Raw genomic sequence first — 24,291 nt, 5'->3', positions numbered from 1 at the left:
AGTTAGTTTGTCTAGCATCTAAAAATAAAAATTGACGTTCACGTTGTTTGTTTCGTTCAGTTTTCAAAGAACTACTTCATCGCTCAGAAGCGACTTTATTAATATAACATTTAGTTATATTTTCGTCAACAACTTTTTTCAATAAGTTGTTTTTCGTTTGTTTCTTTTGTTACCTCTCGTGGCAACGAATATAAATATACCAGTTTGATTATTAAAATGCAATAGTTTTTCTAATAAAATTTTTAACTTAGTAAAAAAGTATAAAAATAGCATGTTTCTTCTATATAAATATAATTTCTACACGCATTATCTACCCTATCAAGATCCACTGCCTTCATGTCACTCATAGTAAAATAAAAAAAGCTTTGGAGAAATCTCCAAAGCTTAGTCTTGTTTATGACGCATAGCAGGGAATAATAGTACATCACGAATAGATGGTGCATTTGTTAATAACATAACTAAACGATCAATACCGATTCCTAATCCGCCCGTAGGAGGCATGCCGTACTCAAGAGCTTCGATATAATCATCATCCATCATGTGAGCTTCGTCATTACCTTGCTCGCGCTCTTTTAATTGAGCTTCAAAACGTTCTTTTTGATCGATTGGATCATTTAACTCAGTGAATGCATTTGCATGTTCACGTGCAACGATAAATAACTCGAAACGATCTGTGAATCGTGGATCTTCGTCATTCTTTTTCGCAAGTGGCGAAATTTCTACCGGATGACCGTAAATAAATGTTGGTTGGATTAATTTATCTTCTACTTTTTGTTCGAAGAACTCATTAATAATATGACCAACTTCCATTGTATCTTTAATTTCTACATTATGTTCTTTCGCAAGTTCACGCGCTTCTTCTACACTCATTGGATTCCAGAAATCTGCCCCAGAGTGTTGCTTAATTGCATCTACCATATGAAGACGTGTCCATTCTGGCTCTAGATTAATTTCATAATCACCATACTGGATTGTTGTTGTACCCAATACTTTTTTCGCGATATGAGCAACCATATTTTCTGTTAGTTTCATAATATCATTATAATCAGCATACGCTTCATATAATTCAATCATCGTAAACTCAGGGTTATGACGAGTTGATACACCCTCATTACGGAATACACGGCCGATCTCATAAACCTTTTCTAATCCACCCACAATAAGACGTTTTAAATGAAGTTCAATTGCGATACGCATATATAATTCCATATCTAACGCATTATGGTGTGTAGTGAAAGGACGAGCAGACGCTCCACCTGCAATCGCGTGCATCATAGGCGTTTCTACTTCAAGATAACCGTTGTCATCTAAATATCTTCTCATTTCGCGAATGATTTTACTACGGGTAACGAACGTTTCACGGCTTTCCATACTTGTAATTAAGTCCAAGTAACGTTGACGATAGCGTTGTTCAACATCTTTTAATCCGTGGTATTTATCCGGTAATGGACGAAGAGATTTCGTTAAAAGTGTAAATCCTGTTGCTTTTACTGAAAGTTCTCCAACGTTTGTTTTGAACACTTTACCTTCAATACCTACTAAGTCACCTAAATCTGCTGTCGTAAATAACTCATACTCTTCATCTCCAACAGTATCTTTACGAACATAAATTTGAACTTGCCCCTGTAAATCTTGAATGTGCGCAAATCCCGCTTTTCCTTTACCGCGTTTTGTCATAATACGACCAGCGATAGAAACCGTGATTTCTTTCTCTTCTAATTCTTCTTTAGAGAATTCTCCATATAGACTTACTAAGTCAGTTGTTGAATTTGTGCGTTCAAATCGTTTACCGAACGGATCGATTCCTTGCTCACGTAAATTATGTAGCTTTTCACGACGAACAAGCAATTGGTCGTTTAATTCTTCGTGGTTCATGTTATCCATGATATTAATATCACTCCAGCTCTATTAATTTTTACAATATATACAGTATAGCATTTTCTACTCAACTAGAAAAACTGCCAGCAACTAACTGGCAGTTCTTCTTTCTTTCACGTAATTATAGGAAGTGTATAGAAGAATGTCAATCTTCTACGCCCCCTTATTAACCAACGTAAATCGTTTGTTGTTTCGCTTCTACTTCTTCTACAAATGCACCTAATACATTCGCAAGGTCTTCACGTGTGTTGCAAGTATTGATACCATTACGCACACTCGCATTACCACGAACACCTTTTAAATACCAAGCTGCATGCTTTCTCATCTCTCTTACGGCAACATTTTCGTTCTTTAAATCGATAAGACGATCTAGATGCAACATGCATACATCAATTTTCTCACGCACTGTTGGTTCTGGCATTAACTCACCTGTCTCCAAATACTTTACCGTACGATAAATCATCCACGGATCCCCAAGAGCAGCGCGACCAATCATAACACCATCTACACCAATTTCATCAAGCATACGCTTTGCATCTTGCGGTGTTTCGACATCACCATTTCCGATAACCGGAATATTTACAGCCTGCTTTACTTGTTTAATAATATTCCAATCCGCTTTACCTTCATACATTTGCACTCGTGTACGCCCATGAACCGCTACCGCTTGTCCACCAGCACGCTCAACAGCTCTAGCATTTTCTATTGCAAAAATATGATCTTCATCCCAACCAATACGCATTTTAACTGTAACTGGTTTTTCAACAGCATCTACAACCGCCGCTACCATCTCATATATTTTATTTGGGTCTAAAAGCCACTTTGCTCCTGCATCACACTTAGTGATTTTCGGTACTGGGCAACCCATATTAATATCAATAATGTCTGCTGTCGTATATTTATCTACGTATTTCGCAGCATCTACAAGAGTCTCTTTCTCTCCACCAAAAATTTGTAAACTTAATGGCTTTTCTCTCTCATCGATATATAGCATATCTAATGTTCTTTTGTTATTAAGTAATATTGCCTTATCACTTACCATTTCGGCACAAACTAAACCTGCACCAAATTCTTTTACTGTCAAACGGAATGCAGAGTTACACACTCCCGCCATCGGTGCTAATACAACCGGATTTTTCATCTCAATATTTGCAATCTTTAACACTCGATTTACTCCTTCCTTCATAGTCACTTCGGCATCAGTTCATCTATCGAGACCTTTAATGCTTTAGCAACTTCTACTACAAAATCTTGGGAAGGCGATCGATTCCCTCTCTCAACTTCACCTAAAACAGATACAGATACCCCTAATTCTTTAGCAAAACCTTCTTGTGTATAGCCTTTTAGCTTTCGAAAAGCACGAATGCGTCTTCCCCATTTTTCTGCTTCCATACCGTTACTCCCTCTCGCCTTTTCATTTCTTCTACTTGCGAACATGAAATGTCTTGTTTTATATCTTGATTAATTTCTAACAACGGAACGATAACAAAAGCTCTTTCGAACATCCGCGGATGCGGAACAATAAGATTCTCTGCTTCAATATTTTCTTGATTATATAGTAAAATGTCAAGGTCGATAGTCCTCGGGCCCCACCTGATTTCCCTTTTTCTTCCTAAATCATTCTCTACCTTTTGCGTTATTTTCAATAATTCTTGCGGCGATAAATTGGTAGAAATTTTTATAACTAAATTTAAAAAGCAACTTTGGTCAGTATAGCCAACTGGTTCCGTTTCATATACAGACGAAACATCATCAACTTGGATATAAGGGTTTTTATTTAAAAACTGAATCGCTTCAGTTAAATACGTATAACGCTCTCCAATATTTGAACCTAATGCAATGTACGCTATATTATTCATGGACGCTCTCTCGTAATTTCCACAGCTACAGCACGATAATGCCCCGGTATTGGCGGATCTGGTTTAATTACCTTAATTGTACACCGTGAAATACTTTCATATTGTTTCAATATATCTGTAGCGATATTTTCAGCGATACTCTCCACAAGCTTATACGTTCTATCTTCAACAACTTTTCTACATAGTTCGAAAAGCTCCCCGTAATTGACAGAATGCTCTAAGTCATCACTTTCTCCTGCGCGTTTTAAATCCAACTCCACCGTTAAATCTACTTTAAATCTCTGACCTAATTTATTCTCTTCTGGGAATACACCATGATAACCGTAAAATTCCATATCATGGATATAAATTTTATCCAATTACTTTGCCCCCTTACCAATCATCGCATCCATCATCTTAGCCATACGCGCCATTTCTTTCACATCATGAACACGGATAAACTCACAGCCCTTTTCAATACCAAGACAAACTGTAGCGCCCGTCCCTTCAAGACGCTCCTCCACTGGCAAATCTAATACATGGCCAATAAAGGACTTTCTTGAAGTACCTAAGAGGACTGGATAACCCAGTACATTTAACTGTTCTAAATTACGCATCGCTTCTAAATTTTGTTCAGGCGTTTTCGCAAAACCGATACCTGGGTCTAAAATAATATTCTCATCTCGCACACCAGCATCTTTAGCAATTTTAATGCTTTCATACAAATCAGCAATCATATCAGCCATTAAGTTACGGTAGTTCATATTATCTCGGTTATGCATTAAGATAATGGGCACATCATAATAGGCTGCAACTTCAGCAATCTTCGGTTCCGCCTTCGCTCCCCAAATATCATTAATAATATGAGCACCAGCTTCAATCGCTTGTTTTGCAACTTCAGCTTTATACGTATCAATTGAAATAGGTAATTTCACTTCTTTCGAAACGGCCTGAATCATCGGAACAACCCGCTTTATTTCTTCTTCTACCGAAACTTTAGCAAAACCCGGGCGGGTAGATTCACCACCGATATCAATAATATGAGCGCCTTCATTTTTCATTTCTTTCGCGTGACACACTGCAGCATCTACCTCGTTGTAACTCCCGCCATCAGAAAACGAATCTGGCGTTACATTTAAAATCCCCATAATTAATGTCTTTTCATTTAAGTTCAATGTATATTCGCCGCAGCGTAAATCATAATCCCACTTCAAATTACACATCTCCTCTTCGCAATTCATTTCTGCTCCACAATTTCTCTCTCTGCACTTCATAAAGATCCATAAATCTTTTTGTAACTATTCCCACTTTGCCCGGGAAATCTTCCCCCTCTATACGATAAAGAGGAACAATTTCTTGAATAGAGTTCGTTACGAACACTTCATCCGCTGAAAGCAATTCATCTTTCGTAAAGAAACTTTCCTTTACTTCTATACCCTGCTCTTCAGCAACCTTTATAATAAATGCACGAGTGATACCGTTTAAAATCCCTGTTTCTAATGAAGGAGTATACAAAGTACCTCCTTTAACAAAAAAGAGATTCGAAACAATCCCCTCTGCAACATAACCTGTTTCAGTAAGGAAAATCCCTTCCTTATTCACACCATTTCCAATTTCGCGTTTCCCTAAAATATTATTTAAATAATGATGGGACTTCAAGCGAAACGCACCCTCTGGTGTATTTCGTACTTGTTTTAAAATAACCCCTTCTTTCTCCACTACATCCCCCGGAATTGCTAAAGGTTTTATAAAAACAATAACAGATGGTTCTTCATACACATTCGTTTGCAATCCTATTTCATCTATACCCGCCGATACATTAAAGCGTATATACGCATGCTTCAATCCATTCTTAGCGAGTAGATTCTCCAAAATACGTATTATGTCATCTTTCGTCATTGTCCATTTGATTTGCAATGTATCCAGCGCATCCATTAAACGTTCATAATGATCATCCAACAAGAAAGGATGACCATTATAAATACGAAACGTTTCAAAAACTCCAAGCCCATATAAATAACCATGATCATAAGGAGAAATTTCCGCTTCACTCGCTTCTACATACGCGCCATTTACGTAAATTAACATAACGTCACACTTGGGCTATATTTACGAATAAAATTATGCAACAACTCTTTCCCATGAGAAGTCATAATAGATTCTGGATGGAATTGTACGCCTTCAATCGGCAACGTTTTATGACGAAGCGCCATAATCTCTCCCTCTTCCGTCCAAGATGTGATCTCTAAGCATTCTGGTAACGTCTCTTTCTTAACGATAAGGGAATGATAACGCGTTGCAGTAAACGGATTAGGAATATCCGAGAAAATCGTCTTTCCATCATGATGCATAGGCGACGTTTTCCCATGCATTAATCGTTCTGCACGAACAACCTCTCCACCAAACACTTGCGCAATTGATTGGTGCCCAAGACAAACTCCAAAAATCGGAATCTTTCCAGCGAAGTATTGAATAACCTCCATACTAATACCCGCTTCATTAGGACTACATGGACCTGGCGAAATCATTAAAAAGTCTGGCTTCATATTCTCAATATCCGAAATAGTCACCTCATCATTACGCTTAACAACAAGCTCTTGTCCAAGTTCTCCTAGAAACTGCACTAAATTAAATGTAAAAGAATCATAATTATCAATCATCAATATCATTTCTCTCACCTAACCGTTTCTTCGCTACTTTCTTTCGCACGCCATAAAGCGATTGCCTTTTTTAACGACTCTTTATATTCATTTTTTGGATTCGAATCAATTACAATTCCCGCTCCAGCTTGTACATGTGCTTGCCCATCTTTAGCAAGCAGCGTTCTAATTACAATATTCAATTCCGTATCTCCGGAATAACCAATCCAACCAATTGAACCTGTATAAATCCCTCGGCGAACAGGCTCTAATTCTTCAATAATCTCCATCGTACGTATTTTCGGGGCACCAGTAATTGTCCCGCCAGGAAATACGGCCTTTACTAAATCGAACGCATCCTTACCTTCTTCCACTTCACCGCGCACATTAGAAACAATATGCATAACGTGCGAGTACTTTTCAATTACCATAAATTCATCTACTTCAACCGTTCCATATTTACAAATCCGGCCTAAATCGTTTCGTTCTAAATCCACAAGCATTACATGCTCTGCTCTTTCCTTTTCGTTCTCAATTAATTCCCTTGCTAATTCTTCATCCTCTTGTTCATTTGCACCGCGGGATCTTGTACCAGCAATTGGTCTTGTACTTACTTCTGGCCCTTGTTTTTTAATTAGCAATTCAGGCGAAGCACTAACAATTTGAAAATCCCCAAGCTCCAAGTAGCCCATATATGGAGATGGATTAATTTCACGAAGACTTGTATAAATTTCTAGCGGATGTGTTTGCAACGTCCTTTCTTGTCTTGTCGACAAGTTTACTTGAAACACATCACCATTTCCAATATATTCTTGAATACGTTCAACGGCCTTCATAAAGCCCTCTTCCGTAAAAGCAACTGCTTCATTTTTCTTTCCAGGGCATTCAAACGGCATAGTCAATTCAGGTGCTTCTTTCACCCAAAGATCCTTCCATGCATTTAATCGTCCTTCTGCCTTTTCATGTTCATCTACATAATGCGTAATAATCCATAACACTTGTTCTTTTTGATCGTACACAAACACGTCATCAAATAATAAAAAGAATATATCCGGTATATTCAGATCATCCTCTGCAAGAGAAGGAAGTTTTTCGATATAACGGATACAATCATAACTAAAGTAACCAATTGCACCACCTTGAAAAGGCGGGTACTCCGGATTATAGTCCGTTTTCCATTTCTCCATATATTCTTGCATTAAATCTAATGGATTCCCTCGCTTTATTGTTTCCTTACCACTTTCCCTTATATGTAACGCCTCATTCTTCCCTTGAATTACCGCCACTGGGTCCAGCCCCACAATGTTATAACGACCACCACGTCCACTTTCTAACAAAATATGTTGTGGCTTATTTTTGGAAAGAAATTTATATTGCTTAAAGAAATCTAACTGATATGGAATAGAAAGCGCTAAAGATTTTCTTCGTTGCATATCAACACCCCGTCTTCTTTTATCCCACCCTCTTAGACTAACCAGCTCCAACTACATGAGTTATGTATACAGAGAATGATTATACTCAAGGGCTAGTGAAAATAAATTAATTATACTACCTCTTATTTTACATGAAGTTTTCTAGTCATTCACTCTTTTCCTTTTTCCAATCCAAAAAGAAAAAGCATCCTCTTTCAAGGATGCTTTTTCAATCGCATTCAATTATGATTCAAATTGATAAAGTGGTGTACTTAAATAACGTTCACCGTTACTCGGAATAATAACAAGTACCTTTTTCCCTTTACCTAATTTCTTCGCAACTTCTGTCGCTGCATAGATGACCGCTCCTGAAGAGATACCTACTAAAATACCTTCTTCTCGAGCAACTCTTCTTGCATATTCGAATGCTTGCTCTGTTTTCACTTGGATAATTTCATCATATACCGCTACATCCAATGTCTCTGGAACAAATCCCGCTCCAATTCCTTGGATTTTATGTGGTCCTGGTTTCCCACCAGATAATACTGGCGAATCTGCAGGTTCTACCGCATAAATTTTAATATCTTTATACGCTTCCTTCAGCACTTCGCCAGCGCCTGTAATTGTTCCACCCGTACCAATACCCGCGATAAACGCATCTAATTGATCACCCATCTGTTCAACAATTTCTGGACCTGTTGTTAAACGGTGGATTTCTGGATTCGCTTGATTTTGGAACTGTTGTGGTATAAAGTACCCATGTTCTTTTGCTAATTCAGTTGCCTTACGAATTGCTCCACCCATTCCTTCAGGTCCTGGAGTCAATACTAATTCGGCACCGTAAGCGCGTAATAAATTACGACGCTCAATACTCATTGTTTCTGGCATTACTAAAATTGCCTTATATCCTTTAGCAGCCGCTACCATCGCTAAGCCAATACCTGTGTTACCACTTGTCGGCTCAATGATTGTATCGCCCTCTTTTAATAATCCTTTATTTTCAGCATCTTCAATCATAGCTAACGCGATACGATCTTTAACACTGCTCCCCGGATTCATAAATTCTAATTTTAAGTATACATCTGCGCTGTCTGATTCTACGATGCGGTTCAACTTAACGATCGGCGTTTTCCCGATTAATTCTGAAACTGATTGTGCCACTCGCATTCCTGCCACTCCTAACACCGAGTATTTTTATTGGTTTTATCTATATTTAGATTTTGTCAGAAAATTCTCTGTTTGTCAATCTATTTGGGCAGCCGATTCTCCGCCTAAACTTCTTTATTACAGACTCTCAATCAGGCTTGTAATATCTTCTTTAGCGAATTTATATCGTTCATTACAGAAGTGACAGTGAACTTCCGTCTCTTCTTCTTCTTCACGAATTTGCTCTAACTCTGTTTTACCTAAACTAATTAACACACTCTCAATACGTTCGCGTGAGCACGTGCAATTAAATTGAACATCCATAGTTTCTAATACTTTTACTTTATCTTCTCCAAGGACTGCATATAGTAGCTCTTCTGGAGAAAGACCTTGTTCGATCAACGTTGATACAGGAGGGGTTTTTTGCAAACGATCTTCAATGAATGAAATTGTTTCTTCCTGTGCGCCCGGCATAATTTGAAGGATAAATCCACCCGCCGCCAATACGCTGTCATCTCCATTTACAAGAACACCGACACCAACAGAAGAAGGCGTCTGCTCAGAAACTGCGAAATAATATGTGAAATCTTCCCCTAGTTCTCCTGAAACGATAGGAGATTGACCGATAAACGGCTCACGCATACCAATATCTTTAATTACTGTTACAAATCCTTCTGTACCTACCGCTTGATATACACGTAATTTCCCTTGTTCTGTCCCTTCAAAATCAACATGTGGATTCGTTACATAACCACGTACATCTCCATTTGCATGGGCATCTACTAAGATAGGACCAATCGGACCGTTACCCTCTACCTTAATCGTTAGCTTCTGCTCGCCTTTTAGCATAGCACCCATCATTGTACCCGCAGTTAAAGAACGACCAAGTGCCGCTGAAGCTGTTCTCCATGTATCGTGACGTTTTTGCGCCTCACTTACTGTGTTTGTCGTACGTACACTATACGCACGCACTTCTCCATCAAACGCTAACGCTTTTACTAAATAATCTTTCATACTTATTTATTCACCTTTCTCATGTTGTAAATTTGCATTACGTTCATATAACATATACAAACCTTTTAACGTTAAAAATGGATCTACAATATCAATTACATTTGATTCCTCTGAAATTAATTTTGCTAATCCACCCGTTGCAATAACTTTCGGTTCTTGTTTAGCTTCTTCTTTCATACGCTTAACAATACCTTCCACTTGTCCAACGTATCCATAAAGAATACCTGATTGCATCGCACTTACTGTATTCTTCCCGATAACACTACTCGGTTTTGTAATTTCAATACGAGGAAGTTTTGCTGCTCTACTATATAACGCTTCTGCCGAAATCATAATTCCCGGTGTAATAACGCCACCCATATAATGCTTCTCTTCGTTAATATAACAATATGTAGTAGCCGTACCAAAATCAACAATAATAAGCGGACTTCCATATAAGTGGATTCCTGCTACTGCATTTACAATTCGGTCCGCGCCTACTTCACGTGGATTTTCATATTTAATATTCAAGCCAGTTTTTATCCCAGGCCCTACTACAAGCGGTTTAATTTTAAAATACTTTTCACACATACGCTCTAAAGCGAACATAATTGGCGGCACGACTGAAGACACAATAATACCTTTCACATCTTCAAACGAAAGACCCTCATGCTCAAGCAACTGCTTTACAAGCATCCCATACTCATCTTCTGTTTTATGACGATCTGTTTCCATGCGCCAATGCTGACGAAGTTTCCCCTCTTCAAACACACCTAATACCGCATTTGTGTTCCCTACATCCAATACAAAAATCATATTCTCACCACTTATCTTATTTAATCTATATTTGTGCAGTATGTATAAAACTTATAAAAACATCATATCACACATACTTATATAATCAGTTTTTCTATACTCATCATTGTACAAAAAGATTGCTCTCTATTTCAATTTTTAATAATAGTTTTATTTAAATTCTTTTGCCACTTACATTCATTCCACAAATAAAAAAGGAGTGACTATTGTCACTCCTTCATCTCTTACTTATCTTCTACGTCTTCATCATCTTTCTTCATGTTGATGTTTACCTTCACATCATCTGAAGATGTTGGACGCTCTGGCAGTCTGCCGTAATCATATAAATGATTGATTTGCTCTGCATCTAATGTTTCTACTTCAAGTAACGTTTTCGCAATAATATCTAGCTTATCACGTTTTTCAGTAAGAATTTGTTTCGCACGAGCGTAACAGTCTTTCATAATAGTTTGCATTTCCACATCGATTTCATGTGCAATTGCATCACTGTAGTTTTGCTCTGAGTGGAAGTCTCTTCCTAAGAATACCTGACCACCTTGTGAGCTACCGAATTGCATCGGGCCAAGTTTATCACTCATACCGAATTCTGTAACCATACGTCTTGCAATGCCAGTCGCACGTTGGAAGTCGTTGTGAGCACCTGTACTTACTTCACCAAATACAATCTCCTCAGCTACTCGACCACCAAGTAAACCAGTGATTTTATCAAGTAACTCTGGTTTTGTCATGAAGTAACGATCTTCTTTCGGAAGCATTACTGCATATCCACCAGCTTGACCACGAGGGACAATTGTTACTTTATGAACGATATCCGCTTCATCAAGGACAACACCAATTACAGTATGGCCAGCTTCATGGAATGCAACGATATTACGTTCTTTTTCAGAGATAACACGACTTTTCTTAGCAGGACCTGCAATAACGCGATCCGTTGCTTCATCGATGTCGCTCATATCAATTTTCTTCTTATCTTGACGCGCAGCTACTAGAGCAGCTTCGTTTAATAAGTTTTCAAGATCGGCACCAGAGAATCCTGGTGTACGAGTTGCAATTGCTCTTAAGTTGACATTCTCATCAAGCGGTTTATTACGAGCGTGTACTTTAAGTACAGCTTCACGACCATTTACATCTGGACGATCTACTGTAATTTGACGGTCAAAACGACCTGGACGTAATAATGCTGGATCAAGAATATCAGGACGGTTTGTCGCAGCGATGATAATAATACCTTCGTTTGCACCGAATCCATCCATTTCAACAAGCAATTGGTTCAACGTTTGTTCACGCTCATCATGACCACCGCCAAGACCCGCACCACGTTGACGTCCTACTGCATCAATTTCATCAATGAAAATGATACAAGGAGCATTTTTCTTTGCATTTTCAAATAAATCACGTACACGGGATGCACCGACACCGACGAACATCTCTACGAAGTCAGAACCACTAATAGAGAAGAACGGAACGCCTGCTTCACCTGCAACAGCACGTGCTAGTAAAGTTTTACCTGTACCTGGAGGTCCCACTAATAGAACACCCTTCGGAATACGGGCACCAACTTCAGCGAACTTACGAGGGTCTTTCAAGAATTCAACTACCTCAACAAGCTCTTGTTTCTCTTCATCAGCTCCAGCAACATCTCTGAAACGAATTTTTTTCTTTTCATCATTGTATAGCTTCGCCTTACTTTTCCCGAAGTTCATAACACGGCTACCGCCGCCCTGAGCTTGATTTAATAAGAAGAAGAATAAAATGAAGATAATGACAAACGGAATGATAGAAGTAAAGAATGTTACCCAAGCACTTGTTTCTTCTGCTGGTTGATACTTAACCTCGGCCCCTTGCGCTTTATCATTAATTTTCTTTTGTAATTCCTCAGTATTTGGTGCATAAGTAACAAATTGTTCTCCTTGGTTAGAAGTATTGAATTGTCCTTTTACTTCAAATACACCATTTTTCGGTTGAAGCTGCACATTGCGCACTTCACCTTTTTCAAGTTTAGTAATGAATTTATCGTAGCTAACTGATGTCGTTTTTTGCGTCGAACCATTAAAATAGCTTACGATCCCAATTACTACTAAGAATATCAGTAAATAAAAGATGGTATTACGGAAGATACGATTCATTCCTAACCTCCTCTCACGGCATAAACACTATAGTAAATCGTAACATAGAAAAACTTTCCTATACAATTGTCACGCCTGTATTTAATTAATTTGAGTAAACACTTGGTTTTAATACTCCCACATACGGAAGATTACGGTATTGCTCTTTATAATCTAATCCATACCCTACAACGAATTCATGAGGGACAGTAAATCCAACATAATCCGCTTTCAGATCAACCTTACGACCTGTTGGTTTATCTAATAATGTAACAATTTTTACAGATTTCGCTTTACGATATTTAAACAGGTCTACTAAATAGCTTAGTGTAAGACCGCTATCAATAATATCTTCAACGATTAAAATATCGCGACCTTCTACAGAAGTATCAAGATCTTTTAAGATTTTTACTTCGCCTGTTGAAACAGTAGAGTGACCGTAGCTAGATACAGCCATAAAATCCATTTCAAGATATGTATCTGTTCTCTTTAATAAATCTGCCATAAATGGCATTGCACCCTTTAGTACACCAATTGCAAGCGGTACTGTATTTTTGTAATCCTCTGCAATAACTGCACCTAATTCAAGCACCTTTTCCTGTATTTGTTCTTCAGAAATTAATACTTTTTCGATATCTTGATTCATCATTTCATTATCCTCCCGGAAGACTCCTTGCTTTTGTAGTGAATAATAATATATTTATCCTTCTTTGCTACCTCTTTCGAAATAGCAAATGCAGATCGTTTCAACAAGGGTACCCAAATAATATTTTCACTTGCGTCACAAACGATCGGCCATTCTTCTCTTTTTTCTTTCGGTACTTTCGATTCGATAAAAATAGCTTTTATCTTTTTTGTACCATCCATACCTTGTATTGACATGCGATCTCCATTTTCCCTAGAACGAATACGAAGTGGATACGATATATCATTATACTTAGCAACAAACACTGTTTCATTCATGTTACTTGGTATATCCTCGCTCACCTCTGTTACAAATTTATCTCCGTTCGGTAATGTAATTGTCCCGGGTACTGATAAATCTTGCAAAAAAGGAGAAACAATTTCTTGTTTAAATCCAAAGCTACATTCTTCGTATGTACGAATAATTTTCAAGCCACCTGGAAAATCCAATGAACCTGAAGGTTGTATCCGCTTAAAAAATTCAATCACCTTGTCAATATGTATAGAAGAAAGCGAAGATGGAATCTTATATTCATAAAGATAGTTTAATATTAGTTGAATCCCTCTCCTTTGTAAAGGCATAGACATGGATTCAAAGGCAGGAATTGATAAGCTAATTTGTTTATCGCTTTTTTTTGTAATTACTTTATTCATTTTCTCAAAAGCTAATTCCTGCAAATAAGCCTCATCCTCTTGCATCTGCACGCTAAATTTTTGGAATTTCTCATGCATTTGTGGATTTTCCTCTTTCAAATAAGGAAGGACATATTTACGTAATCGATTCCTTGTATATACTTCCTTTTTATTACTCGGATCTATACGCGGAATAACTTTTAACTTATTACAGTAATCAACAATTTCTTCCTTAGTTACCCCAAGTAACGGCCTAATTAAATATCCATTATGAAAAGGACGCTTCACTGCAATTCCTGCGTACCCTTTCGGAGTACTCCCTCGTACAAGACGCATTAAAATCGTCTCTACTTGATCATCTCCATGGTGACCAAGAGCTACATATCCCGCATCATATTTCTTCATTATTGTTTCCAAAAATGCATATCTGCATTCTCTAGCAGCAACTTGTGCATTCATTCCATATTGCTGTTGATATTGCGACACATTAATCCTTATCGTCTCACAAATAACTCCCAGCTCTTTGCAAAGACCCTGCACAAACTGTAGGTCCTCATGAGATTCATTACCTCTAAACATATGATCCACATGTGCTACTACAATTTCGAGTTGCTTTTCTGCTCTTTTTTCTAACAAATAATATAGAAGAGCTAAAGAGTCAGGACCGCCAGAAACCCCTACAACAATTGTTGAATGTTTCTTTAATACATCATGCTGCTTTACAAAGTCATCTACTTTTCCAACAAATGTATCTTTCAACTTCGTAATCACCTTTCATTAAACAAGAACAGCAACGTTAGTTACCTTGTCTATAATGGTACAACTTTTACAAACATTGTGCAAAAAAAAGATATACAAAAATTACATTTTTATCTTACATTCCTCCTGTAGATTCAACAAAGTAATTACATTACCTTTTTAATCAAAAAAACCTAGGTAAATACCTAGGTTTTTTTGATTATTTTATTGCGCCTGCATTCCCACTATCGGAATCGTAGCCCACTTCGGCATATTTTTCTTTACTTTCGCCACAACAATAGTCATATCATCATTTATATAGCCATCACCAGACCTAATTACTTCTTCCATAATAATATCAGCTATTTCTTGTGGATCCTCTGTTTGTAGTTCTTTAATTTTACGCTTTATCCATAACTCGTGATTCTCCACATGTTGCGCTCCCTCAAAAATGCCATCACTCATCATAATAAGAATATCACCCGTTTTTAATTGCTCACCAACCACATCAACTTCAACATCTTCAATAATTCCTATCGGTAAATTACTTGCCTCAATTTTCAAAATATTATTGCCGCGTTTAACAAAACTCGGCGTCGATCCAACCTTTAAAAACTTCGCACTCGCATCCCGTAAATCTACCATAGCCAAGTCAAGCGTGGTATACATCTCCTCTGTCGTTCTTAAAGAAAGAATTGAATTGATGGACTTAATCGCTATTTCCTCATCAATACCTGATTGAAGTATCTTTTGTAATAATTTTACCGTTTCCCTACTTTCCATATGAGCCCTTTGCCCATTTCCCATACCATCACTAATCGCAAGTGCATATTTCCCAACACTTAAATCCATCATCGCGTAAGAATCGCCTGAAACAAACCCACCACCTTTTGCAGCCGTAGCCAATCCTGTATCAAGAGAATAGGTCTTCGCTGAACCAAATGATATTAAACTGTGACCATTTGGATAAGAGGATTTCTCTTCATGCTTAACAACGATATTTTCTTTTAAAATATCCGAGAGCATCGGCGCAACCAACTTCTCACATTCTCCATGCTCATTAGATGCAGCTGGAATCAACATTTCAATATCAATACTTCCTCTGTCTAAACAATAAATATCAACATGCTCCACTTCGACACCAAAATCACGAAACGCTTGTAAAATTTGTTCTTCCTGTACTTGATGATTTTCTCGCTCTCTTTGTATTTCCTGTGCGAAATCCTCCATAACTTTTGATACACCTAATAATTGTTCCGCTACTATTCTGCGATTTTCTTTCATTTGTTTTCGTAATTTTTGCCCCTCATAAAAGTGATCTAATTCACCGGCTACTAAATCTGTTACTTTCTTACCTCTCACACAATGCTTGTCCCATTCACGAACTAACTTCCGATTATGTTGCAGTGTTCCTTCTTCCGTTTCACTCATTATTTGTTTCATATAATCGTACGTTTTATCAAAATTAACTACCCAACATTGATCCTTCTTAAAGCACGTTTGACATGTTTTTGCAGTAATTGTACTTAAAAATAAATCCGCTTCTGTTTCTTTATCTTCCTCTTCCACGTACCCATATACAGAAAAACTATTAGACAAAGCAGCAAATACATTAGCAAATTGATTGATTTTGTTCGCTGTAACATCGCGCATTCTTCGTAAATATTGTTGTTGATCTTGTGAGTGTTCTTGTGTACCTGGCATAAATTTAGCAATACGATCCATAACAAGCTTCGGTGTTAATAAAAAGAAAACAATTGCCACACCAGATTCAATTAAGGTTGTTACAATACTCGTTTGCTTGTCTACATATAGCGTAATTAAACTTGTACCAATTAATAATCCTAAACTAACTCCTATACGCTTTCCTTCTTTCAATAATCCCCCAAGCAATCCTGAAAAGGCAAGGAGGCTAAGTTGAGACAAACTAGACACATTCGCTAAACTTAATATCAATCCAGTGACGACTCCCACCGTGGACCCTGTAGCCGCACCAGCAATAAATGCAAATACTAATACTAAATATCTAGTGAAAATATGTTGAATAGAAGCATCATAAACGAACCAATCTGTTGTACCCGTTAAAACAGATGCTAGTAATATAATTAAACAAACAATTTCTTCTGTTTCTAACGCTTGTTGTTTCCCTTTCCTTTCCACCAAGAGTGGAACACTTTGCAGAAATATCATCGTTAATACGAAACTAAGCCCCGCTTCGATCGTACTAACGAGCAAGTCATACATGGTGACGGTTTGTTGCGCAAAATATACAACAACTAAATGTGCGGTTAATGCGGAGATAAATACTTGGAATGGTACAAGTCCAACAGTTTTACGTGTAAATCGACTAAAGAAGATATTATAAATGAAGAACGTAAAAATAGATGCAAAAGTAAAAAATAAATTATCTATCGAAACTGAAAGTGCTCCTCCCATCAGAGCTAAAAATGCGAGCGGCATTTTATCTCGCTTCATAACATAAACAGCAGCAAAAAACGGCAATGCAAAAGGTAAGATGTTCGTTAATATATATGCTCGTCCTAAAAGAAAACCAATAACAACAATTATGAATCCCCATCTAAAGAAAACTTGTTCAAATTTCATTCGCAACTTACTTGTCCACTTCATTGTTCCAAGCTGACTTTCATTCATCGCCAATGTACTTGTATTCATAGTATTCCTTCCTGCTTTAGGCATATTTTTAACACCACCTGCATAGTTTAATTACTGTCATTATAAAAGATGATTATTGGGATTTTTGTCAAAACAACAGTTTTCACTTTTATAATCGTTCGACGTTTTATTCGAAATAAGTCTACATATATACACAGTATTTAATTTATCCTTTTATAGAAGGTTGAATATTCAGAAAATATAGGGTGATTTTGTAGAAGTGTTGTATGTCTTAATTTACTTAACAAAAAAAGATCATGCAATTTGCATGATCTTTTTAGATGACCCGTACGGGATTCGAACCCGTGTTACCGCCGTGAAAGGGCGGTGTCTTAACCACTTGACCAACGGGCCGTTAAATTAAATATAGCGGCGGAGGGGATCGAACCCCCGACCTCACGGGTATGAACCGTACGCTCTAGCCAGCTGAGCTACACCGCCATGTCGTCGTATTTAACGGACAATTAGTATCTTACATCAGATACAATTTAAAGTCAACACATCTTGAAAACTTTTTTAAAAATACATTCTCTCATATAAAAAAGTACCCTGAGTAATGACCCTGGGTACCTCTCTATATGCTAAACATTAAACGTTCTTATTATCCGCGACGCGCGCCACGGCCACCACGTTTAGATTCTGTGTTACGCTTTAAAGAAGTTAAACGATCTTCACTATCTTTTAAAAAGCGTGCCATCTTTTGCTCAAATGTTTCTTTTGGAGCTCGGTCGTTACCGCCACCGCGGTTATCTCTGTTGAAAGAACGATTATTACGTTGTGGACGTCCAGAACGTTGTTGATCACCACCACGTTGTTGGTATTCACCACGTGGACGATCTCCTTCTGTTTTTTCGCGTTCTTTCGCTTTTTTAATAGATAGACCAATTTTTCCATCTTTTTCAACATTAATAACTTTTACTTCTACTTGGTCGCCCACTTTTAAGTGATCGTTAATATCTTTCACATAATTATCAGCAACTTCACTAATATGAACAAGACCCGTTAAGCCTTCTGGCAGCTCCACAAAAGCGCCAAAATTTGTAATACCTGTTACTTTACCCTGTAACTTGCTGCCTACCTCGATTGACATAAAAAAAATGCTCCTCCTTAGTGGTTAAAAAGTCAAATTTTACTTTATTATATATAATCCTAAAATATAGTGTCAATAAGACATACTCTACTTAGAAACAGGAAAAATTATCTCCCCTTTTCCGGAGAAGAAATAATCCCTTCTAGCAATCTTTAAAACGTACTCTTCATCATTTAACTTTTGAACTTCGTCTTTTAGACTTTTTTCTTTTTTCGTTAATGAATCCAGTTCTTTTTTCATGTCCTTAACTTTTGCTTCTTTTGCTTTAATGGAACTGTTTTGTTGATAAAACGTTACACTAATACTCGCAATAATTGTAAAAGCAAAGACAAGAAAAACCGCTAAACGGCGATAAAGTCGCTTCCTGTTCTCATCCGTTTGTATTATATGTTCTTTAACAGGATTTGGACTCTGTTTTTCGATTGTTCTTTGTCTCAGTTCCCTCATTTCCGAGGTCCCCCTAACTTCTTTTTTATACGCTCCCATAATTGGAAGATATGTCCCTTCAACTTTGCTATATATTGCAGGAACCCTACATGCTTCGTTATAAAAAGTTTAACACGATTAGGGAGAAGTTTCCATATGAGTGAAGCAATAAATCGAACAGGCCAGAAAAAAACTTTCCAAATGAAAAGTAATATCCAAATCGCCATTTTCCATAACACATGTCCAATTGAAAGCAGTACACGAAATAAGAATAATATAAATGCAATAAATAGCTGCGCTATAATAATAACAGGTTTTATCATGAGTAGCTGTATAATTCGAACAAAAAATTGTATTGTTTGTACAAAAATATAGATGAGAAAATTTAACATCTTCATGTATACTGCTTTCAATAAACTTTGATATGCCGCAAAACCGCATAGTAATGCCAAAAATACATATATACGTAATTCAGCTTCATTCACGAGCAGTAATACATAAAAAACGAATAAGGCTTGGACAATCCAAAATAGTATATCATGTATAAATACAAGCCAACGTTTACGCTCTTGGCGTTTTAAGAATCGTTGATACGTATCTAAAGATGCACCAATCCAAGCACCCATTCCAATCATTGAAAGCATTGTATACAACTGAATTGTTAGGCTCATTTAAACAACTTACTAAAGAAACCTTTAGTTTTCTCCCCTTGATTCTCATCGATATACAGCATCTCATGAATTTTCCCTTTAATCGATACAACACCCTTTTCTACATCTAAATTCTTCATTTGTAAATTTTGACCACGAATTGTTAAAAAGCCCATTACAGTCTCAAGTAAAAACTCTTCGCTATCAAAACTCTCCACTTGCTTTACACCAGTAATATCGATTACACGCCTGCCACGCATAATAATATCATGCTCTACAGAAACATTTTGTTGATTAGAAGACGTAGGTGAGTAACCATTATTCACGAAAATCCCTCCATAGCTTTATACTAGCTAATAGTAATGTATGAAGGGGTGATCCATTTTAGAACAAGCCTTCTTCTGCTTTTACTTTTTCTTCGCGAACTATACTATACATGTTTGCTGCATCTTCTTTTTTAGTCGTTTCTTTCAATTCATTTACTTTCACAGTTACTATTTTTTGACCAAAACGAATTGTTAATTCATCATCTACCTTTACATCTGAACTCGCTTTTGCCACTTGACCATTAATGGATATTCTTCCTTGATCAGATACTTCTTTTGCTAATGTTCTTCTTTTAATTAAACGTGACACTTTCAAAAACTTATCTAAACGCATATCAAGTCCCCCTATTAACGCTCTGTTTGTTTGGCCTCTTCCCATAAAACATCTAACTGTTCTAATGATAAATCTTGCATTTCTTTATTCATTTCTGCTACTTTTGCTTCCATGTATAAAAAACGACCGGTAAATTTCTCATTAGTTGAACGCAACGCTTCTTCTGGATCTATTTTATAATGACGAGCTATATTAACAAATGCAAATATTAAATCACCAAATTCACCTAGCATCTTTTCCTCATCCATGTTTACAACTTCTTGCTGGAATTCTTGCCATTCTTCTAAGGCTTTCTCTATCATCGGCTGCACGTCAACCCAATCAAATCCAACCTTTCCAGCTTTCTTCTGAATTTCATAAGCACGCATTAGCTGCGGTAAGCTTTTTGGAATACCCGTTAAAACAGATTCTTTCACGAATCCCTTTTCTTGTTTTTTAATCTCTTCCCAATTCGCGATTACTTCATCAGCATTATTTACATCCGTATTCCCAAACACATGTGGGTGACGACGAACCATTTTCTCAGATAAAGTTCGAATAATATCATCTATGGAGAACCAACCTTCATCCTCTCCAATTTGGGCATGAAGCATAACTTGTAATAATATATCACCCAGTTCTTCTACTAAATGATCATCATCCTCTTCATCAATGGCTTCTAGCACTTCATATGCCTCTTCAATTAAGTATTTCTTTAAAGATTGATGAGTTTGCTTTTTATCCCACGGGCAACCATTCGGTCCACGAAGATCAGCAATAATTGCTCTAAGCACATCAAACTGCTGATACAAGGATTCACGTTCCTTAACTGGCGGTACATATACACTCGTTAAATTATTTAATTCCGTTTCATGATCTAACATGTATAATGGCACTTTTTTTACTTGCTCAAATGAAGTTCCGGCAGCTGTTACGATATACACTTCGTAATCATCTGGCAACATCTCCATTAACGGCAGTTTCACATCTGAAGCAACAAACGCATCATACACTTGACAAAAGATTAAATGTTGACGTAATTCTAATTGTCCTCTTTCAAATGATGTAGCATCAATTAATTGAAATCCTTCAATCGGATCAATTTTTAGACTCGCAAACATCGGATCAAGGAAACTTTGTCCACCTTCAAGTCGCACTTCAATATTTGCTACCTCTCCTTTTTCCAAAAGTAGCTGAACTGTTCTTTCTGCTACAAGCGGATGACCAGGAACTGCATAAATAATTTCTGTACCTTTAGCTTGTTCTAACAACGTATTCGCGATTGTTTCATATACGATTTCAAATGTATCATGCGCTTCGTATACATCGTCGAAAGCTGTATATTTTATGCCTTCTTTCTCCAATTCTTCTATAACTGGGTGTTCCTTCGTTCTAACAAACATATGGTCCGCTTCTTTTATCTTTCGATATACACCCATCGTTAACTGATCTAACTCACCAGCACCTAATCCTAAAATAGTAATGATTCCACTCACAACCAGTCACCTCTATCCACTCTTCTTCAATGAACCTTCTTTTTTCTCTTGTTTCATAACGGTTCCTAATTCTTCTTTTGTAAATACACGTAATTTTAAAATCAAAAACATATATGCTAATCCGCCGATGGCTACACCTAACAGCGCTTCAAGCGTCGCAATTCCTCTATGTCCTGTATCAATTACTAATCCAGACATTCGCAACACACGCATAAAGATTAATAATACAAATCCCATACCAATACCACTAATAACTACACCTAACATATTCCGCTTATCAATAAGCGGCTCTGATACAGCTCGCATAAGTAACACACTATTTAGCAAGGCAATTACAATAAGCGCAACTAAAGTTGCAATTGCAGCTCCCTTCACACCAAAATAAGGCATTAATATATAGTTTAAAGCTAGCTTCAAACAACCTCCAAATAAAACGAATATTGCTGGTTTTAATATTTGTCCCAACCCTTGCAAAATAGAAGCAGTTGTAATTGACAATGAGCTAAATAAAATAGATAAAGATAAAATCGATAACACATCTGACCCATCACTATTCTCAAATAACATAATATTTGTAGGCTGAATAATACAAGTTAATCCGATGGCTGCTGCAAATCCAATAACAAATGTTATTTTCATTGCTAACTTTACCTTTTCTTGAATAAAGGAAAGATCTCCTCTTTCTTTCGCCGCTGTAATAATAGGAATAAGTGACAATGAGAAAGAAGTTGTCACAACGGTACCTAATTGCATAAGCGGGATACTTCTATCATAAACACCTTTTAGTACCTTTGCATTTTCAACTTGCTCTCCCGCGCGAATAAGCAAGGTATAAAAAGAAATAGAATCCGCCATTTGTATAAAAATAAGGACTAAATTACTAACACAAATCGCTAATCCCTGCCAAAAAAGGATTCTAATAATCCTTTTTTTATCTCCAACTCTCTTCCAACTTTTAAAGAAAATAGACCGGAAATCATGACGCATATAAAGTAAAAGTACGATAATCCCAATAAGCCCACCTGCAATTGAGCCTAGCATAGCACCCGCACCAACTGTATATAAATCAAATCCATGAGCAATAAGGAATAGTGATAAAAATACAATAATAGAAACACGAATCGTTTGTTCAATTACTTGCGAAACAGCCGTCGGCATCATATTATTGAATCCTTGAAAATATCCTCTCGCTACAGATAAAAATGGCATTAGTAGGAATGAAAACGAAATAACACGTAATAATTTATCTAAATGTATATCGCCCATAGCCGATGCAATTGTTTCGGCACCGAAGAACAGTATGAAAAACCCCACAAATCCGATTCCCAATAAAAACCAAAAAGATACACAAATAATTTCTTTCGCTTCTTTTTGTTTTCCTTGTTCTAATCTTTCTGCGACCATTTTTGAAATAATAATAGGAAACCCATAAGTAGCTAAAATTAAACAAAATCCATAAAACGGATAAATTTGTTGGTAAATATAAAAACCAATATCACCCGCTATATTTTGATATGGAATACGGTAAAAAGCGCTTAATACTTTCGTAACAAAACTTGCGATTGTTAATATAATAGCCCCACGCCAAAAGGCTTGATACTTCTTCGCTTCCATACAAGAAAACTCCTTTTTCTATTCTCGCCCCTCGTATTATATCACAAAGAAAAACTGGCTCTCCTTCATATTCCTTACATCCACTGACTTCTTTCAACAACAAAAATATTCAATGAAAAAAGGTAGCAAAGAGCTACCTTCGTTCAATATACTTATATCTCCAAATAGTTAATTTCTCAAATAGAAATATCATAATTAGGAAAGATTGCTACTTATAGAAATTACACTTCACTACTGCTCCATTTGTTTCGCTAAAAAGCTTGCAGCTGTATTTACTGACTTATGCTCTACTTCACTTATAATAGCCTCTTTAGAGAAGATAACAACAGCTCCAATTGGATCCCCATTCGCAACAATTGGGCCAATTGTATAAGAAGTAACCTTTTCTGTTACTCCATCAATAATTGAAATTTCGCTTTCATCTGTCATAATTACAGACTTACGCTCTTCCATTGTCTTCTCAATTAAATCGCCAACACTTTTATTTAAGTATTCTTTTTTAGATATGCCTGCTACTGCGATAATAGAATCACGATCACATACAAGCACATTATGTCCTAAGCTATCGTATAAAGCTTCCGTATATTCTTTTGCAAAATTACCCAGTTCACTAATTGGAGAATATTTTTTCAAAATCACTTCTCCATCGCGATCAACAAATATTTCTAGTGGGTCTCCTTCTCGAATACGTAAAGTTCTACGAATTTCCTTCGGGATTACTACCCTGCCTAAATCATCAATTCGACGTACGATTCCAGTTGCTTTCATTCTAATGCTGCCTCACTTTCTACTGATGATCAAAAGTAGTGAATTTACCTGTT

General features: G+C 36.9%; 24 protein-coding genes and 2 tRNA genes. All 26 read right to left on the bottom strand.

What is annotated here, in order from left to right:
• Positions 1-384 precede the first annotated feature (384 nt).
• Complete coding sequence (gene lysS, locus JDS80_RS24945) at positions 385-1,884, bottom strand: lysine--tRNA ligase (RefSeq protein ID WP_071771810.1); 1,500 nt, start codon at positions 1,882-1,884, stop codon at positions 385-387.
• A 160-nt stretch (positions 1,885-2,044) separates the two neighbouring features.
• Positions 2,045-3,043 (bottom strand): tRNA dihydrouridine synthase DusB, encoded by a 999-nt coding sequence (dusB, locus tag JDS80_RS24940; protein WP_000912239.1) that lies wholly within the window; start codon positions 3,041-3,043, stop codon positions 2,045-2,047.
• A gap of 23 nt (positions 3,044-3,066) precedes the next feature.
• Positions 3,067-3,270 carry a helix-turn-helix domain-containing protein gene (locus JDS80_RS24935; protein ID WP_000387027.1) on the bottom strand — a complete coding sequence of 68 codons (204 nt, stop codon included), beginning with the start codon at positions 3,268-3,270 and terminating at the stop codon, positions 3,067-3,069.
• Positions 3,222-3,737 carry a 2-amino-4-hydroxy-6-hydroxymethyldihydropteridine diphosphokinase gene (gene folK, locus JDS80_RS24930; protein WP_097832974.1) on the bottom strand — a complete coding sequence of 172 codons (516 nt, stop codon included), beginning with the start codon at positions 3,735-3,737 and terminating at the stop codon, positions 3,222-3,224. Before folK ends, JDS80_RS24935 begins: the two co-directional genes overlap by 49 nt.
• On the bottom strand, positions 3,734-4,096 hold the full coding sequence (gene folB, locus JDS80_RS24925) for a dihydroneopterin aldolase (RefSeq protein ID WP_000358063.1): 363 nt from the start codon (positions 4,094-4,096) through the stop codon (positions 3,734-3,736). The genes folK and folB overlap by 4 nt, the downstream gene beginning before the upstream one ends.
• Entirely contained in the window at positions 4,097-4,957 is an 861-nt protein-coding gene (folP, locus tag JDS80_RS24920) for a dihydropteroate synthase (RefSeq protein ID WP_199640207.1), read from the bottom strand.
• Entirely contained in the window at positions 4,932-5,804 is an 873-nt protein-coding gene (gene pabC / locus JDS80_RS24915; RefSeq protein WP_199640206.1) for an aminodeoxychorismate lyase, read from the bottom strand. The genes folP and pabC overlap by 26 nt, the downstream gene beginning before the upstream one ends.
• On the bottom strand, positions 5,798-6,385 hold the full coding sequence (pabA, locus tag JDS80_RS24910) for an aminodeoxychorismate/anthranilate synthase component II (RefSeq protein WP_000602299.1): 588 nt from the start codon (positions 6,383-6,385) through the stop codon (positions 5,798-5,800). Before pabA ends, pabC begins: the two co-directional genes overlap by 7 nt.
• Before the next feature lie 5 nt (positions 6,386-6,390).
• Positions 6,391-7,788: an anthranilate synthase component I family protein gene (locus tag JDS80_RS24905; protein WP_199640205.1), complete on the bottom strand. Its 1,398-nt coding sequence runs from the start codon at positions 7,786-7,788 to the stop codon at positions 6,391-6,393.
• Between the two features lie 222 nt (positions 7,789-8,010).
• The gene (gene cysK / locus JDS80_RS24900; protein ID WP_071745166.1) at positions 8,011-8,934 is read right to left on the bottom strand and encodes a cysteine synthase A; all 924 of its coding nucleotides are present in this window, start codon (positions 8,932-8,934) and stop codon (positions 8,011-8,013) included.
• A 117-nt stretch (positions 8,935-9,051) separates the two neighbouring features.
• A complete protein-coding gene (gene hslO, locus JDS80_RS24895) occupies positions 9,052-9,927 on the bottom strand; it encodes a redox-regulated molecular chaperone HslO (RefSeq protein ID WP_199640204.1) in 876 nt (291 codons plus the stop codon).
• Between the two features lie 6 nt (positions 9,928-9,933).
• A complete protein-coding gene (locus JDS80_RS24890; protein WP_002144522.1) occupies positions 9,934-10,722 on the bottom strand; it encodes a type III pantothenate kinase in 789 nt (262 codons plus the stop codon).
• A 224-nt stretch (positions 10,723-10,946) separates the two neighbouring features.
• Positions 10,947-12,848 carry an ATP-dependent zinc metalloprotease FtsH gene (gene ftsH / locus JDS80_RS24885; protein ID WP_071745164.1) on the bottom strand — a complete coding sequence of 634 codons (1,902 nt, stop codon included), beginning with the start codon at positions 12,846-12,848 and terminating at the stop codon, positions 10,947-10,949.
• Between the two features lie 85 nt (positions 12,849-12,933).
• Positions 12,934-13,476, bottom strand: coding sequence for a hypoxanthine phosphoribosyltransferase (hpt, locus tag JDS80_RS24880; protein WP_000981839.1), 543 nt, complete (start codon positions 13,474-13,476; stop codon positions 12,934-12,936).
• A complete protein-coding gene (tilS, locus tag JDS80_RS24875) occupies positions 13,473-14,903 on the bottom strand; it encodes a tRNA lysidine(34) synthetase TilS (RefSeq protein ID WP_199640203.1) in 1,431 nt (476 codons plus the stop codon). The genes hpt and tilS overlap by 4 nt, the downstream gene beginning before the upstream one ends.
• A gap of 204 nt (positions 14,904-15,107) precedes the next feature.
• Positions 15,108-17,579 carry a stage II sporulation protein E gene (spoIIE, locus tag JDS80_RS24870; protein WP_071745162.1) on the bottom strand — a complete coding sequence of 824 codons (2,472 nt, stop codon included), beginning with the start codon at positions 17,577-17,579 and terminating at the stop codon, positions 15,108-15,110.
• Between the two features lie 258 nt (positions 17,580-17,837).
• Positions 17,838-17,909 (bottom strand) — tRNA-Glu (locus JDS80_RS24865).
• 13 nt (positions 17,910-17,922) lie between these two features.
• A tRNA-Met gene (locus JDS80_RS24860) sits at positions 17,923-17,996 on the bottom strand.
• Between the two features lie 160 nt (positions 17,997-18,156).
• Positions 18,157-18,645 carry a S1 domain-containing RNA-binding protein gene (locus tag JDS80_RS24855; RefSeq protein WP_000021449.1) on the bottom strand — a complete coding sequence of 163 codons (489 nt, stop codon included), beginning with the start codon at positions 18,643-18,645 and terminating at the stop codon, positions 18,157-18,159.
• An 87-nt stretch (positions 18,646-18,732) separates the two neighbouring features.
• A complete protein-coding gene (divIC, locus tag JDS80_RS24850; RefSeq protein WP_001208735.1) occupies positions 18,733-19,092 on the bottom strand; it encodes a cell division protein DivIC in 360 nt (119 codons plus the stop codon).
• The gene (gene yabQ, locus JDS80_RS24845) at positions 19,089-19,742 is read right to left on the bottom strand and encodes a spore cortex biosynthesis protein YabQ (protein ID WP_071745161.1); all 654 of its coding nucleotides are present in this window, start codon (positions 19,740-19,742) and stop codon (positions 19,089-19,091) included. Before yabQ ends, divIC begins: the two co-directional genes overlap by 4 nt.
• Positions 19,739-20,047, bottom strand: coding sequence for a sporulation protein YabP (gene yabP / locus JDS80_RS24840; protein ID WP_071745160.1), 309 nt, complete (start codon positions 20,045-20,047; stop codon positions 19,739-19,741). The genes yabQ and yabP overlap by 4 nt, the downstream gene beginning before the upstream one ends.
• 58 nt (positions 20,048-20,105) lie before the next feature.
• Positions 20,106-20,381 (bottom strand): RNA-binding S4 domain-containing protein, encoded by a 276-nt coding sequence (locus JDS80_RS24835; protein WP_001234880.1) that lies wholly within the window; start codon positions 20,379-20,381, stop codon positions 20,106-20,108.
• A gap of 14 nt (positions 20,382-20,395) precedes the next feature.
• Positions 20,396-21,856, bottom strand: a complete 1,461-nt coding sequence (yabN, locus tag JDS80_RS24830; RefSeq protein ID WP_199640202.1) for a bifunctional methyltransferase/pyrophosphohydrolase YabN — start codon at positions 21,854-21,856, stop codon at positions 20,396-20,398.
• Between the two features lie 12 nt (positions 21,857-21,868).
• The gene (locus JDS80_RS24825) at positions 21,869-23,470 is read right to left on the bottom strand and encodes a putative polysaccharide biosynthesis protein (protein WP_199640201.1); all 1,602 of its coding nucleotides are present in this window, start codon (positions 23,468-23,470) and stop codon (positions 21,869-21,871) included.
• Positions 23,471-23,701: 231 nt separating this feature from the next.
• Positions 23,702-24,238, bottom strand: a complete 537-nt coding sequence (spoVT, locus tag JDS80_RS24820) for a stage V sporulation protein T (protein ID WP_071745157.1) — start codon at positions 24,236-24,238, stop codon at positions 23,702-23,704.
• Between the last annotated feature and the right edge of the window lie 53 nt (positions 24,239-24,291).

The sequence above is a fragment of the Bacillus cereus group sp. N8 genome (genome assembly GCF_016483685.1).
GTDB lineage: Bacteria > Bacillota > Bacilli > Bacillales > Bacillaceae_G > Bacillus_A > Bacillus_A proteolyticus.
Note: the sequence above shows the minus strand (reverse complement) of the source record. Positions and strands in the feature narration are given on the sequence as shown.

Excerpts from the sequence above, each read along its gene's own strand:
- JDS80_RS24890 (WP_002144522.1), bottom strand. The coding sequence starts at position 10,722 with ATGATTTTTGTATTGGATGTAGGGAACACAAATGCGGTATTAGGTGTG.
- JDS80_RS24835 (WP_001234880.1), bottom strand. The coding sequence starts at position 20,381 with ATGCGTTTAGATAAGTTTTTGAAAGTGTCACGTTTAATTAAAAGAAGA.
- hslO (WP_199640204.1), bottom strand. The coding sequence starts at position 9,927 with ATGAAAGATTATTTAGTAAAAGCGTTAGCGTTTGATGGAGAAGTGCGT.
- spoIIE (WP_071745162.1), bottom strand. The coding sequence starts at position 17,579 with ATGCCTAAAGCAGGAAGGAATACTATGAATACAAGTACATTGGCGATG.
- yabQ (WP_071745161.1), bottom strand. The coding sequence starts at position 19,742 with ATGAGCCTAACAATTCAGTTGTATACAATGCTTTCAATGATTGGAATG.
- cysK (WP_071745166.1), bottom strand. The coding sequence starts at position 8,934 with ATGCGAGTGGCACAATCAGTTTCAGAATTAATCGGGAAAACGCCGATC.
- JDS80_RS24825 (WP_199640201.1), bottom strand. The coding sequence starts at position 23,470 with ATGGAAGCGAAGAAGTATCAAGCCTTTTGGCGTGGGGCTATTATATTA.
- JDS80_RS24905 (WP_199640205.1), bottom strand. The coding sequence starts at position 7,788 with ATGCAACGAAGAAAATCTTTAGCGCTTTCTATTCCATATCAGTTAGAT.
- lysS (WP_071771810.1), bottom strand. The coding sequence starts at position 1,884 with ATGGATAACATGAACCACGAAGAATTAAACGACCAATTGCTTGTTCGT.
- JDS80_RS24935 (WP_000387027.1), bottom strand. The coding sequence starts at position 3,270 with ATGGAAGCAGAAAAATGGGGAAGACGCATTCGTGCTTTTCGAAAGCTA.
- pabA (WP_000602299.1), bottom strand. The coding sequence starts at position 6,385 with ATGATATTGATGATTGATAATTATGATTCTTTTACATTTAATTTAGTG.
- folK (WP_097832974.1), bottom strand. The coding sequence starts at position 3,737 with ATGAATAATATAGCGTACATTGCATTAGGTTCAAATATTGGAGAGCGT.
- divIC (WP_001208735.1), bottom strand. The coding sequence starts at position 19,092 with ATGAGGGAACTGAGACAAAGAACAATCGAAAAACAGAGTCCAAATCCT.
- ftsH (WP_071745164.1), bottom strand. The coding sequence starts at position 12,848 with ATGAATCGTATCTTCCGTAATACCATCTTTTATTTACTGATATTCTTA.
- JDS80_RS24855 (WP_000021449.1), bottom strand. The coding sequence starts at position 18,645 with ATGTCAATCGAGGTAGGCAGCAAGTTACAGGGTAAAGTAACAGGTATT.
- spoVT (WP_071745157.1), bottom strand. The coding sequence starts at position 24,238 with ATGAAAGCAACTGGAATCGTACGTCGAATTGATGATTTAGGCAGGGTA.
- pabC (WP_199640206.1), bottom strand. The coding sequence starts at position 5,804 with ATGTTAATTTACGTAAATGGCGCGTATGTAGAAGCGAGTGAAGCGGAA.
- hpt (WP_000981839.1), bottom strand. The coding sequence starts at position 13,476 with ATGATGAATCAAGATATCGAAAAAGTATTAATTTCTGAAGAACAAATA.
- folP (WP_199640207.1), bottom strand. The coding sequence starts at position 4,957 with ATGAATTGCGAAGAGGAGATGTGTAATTTGAAGTGGGATTATGATTTA.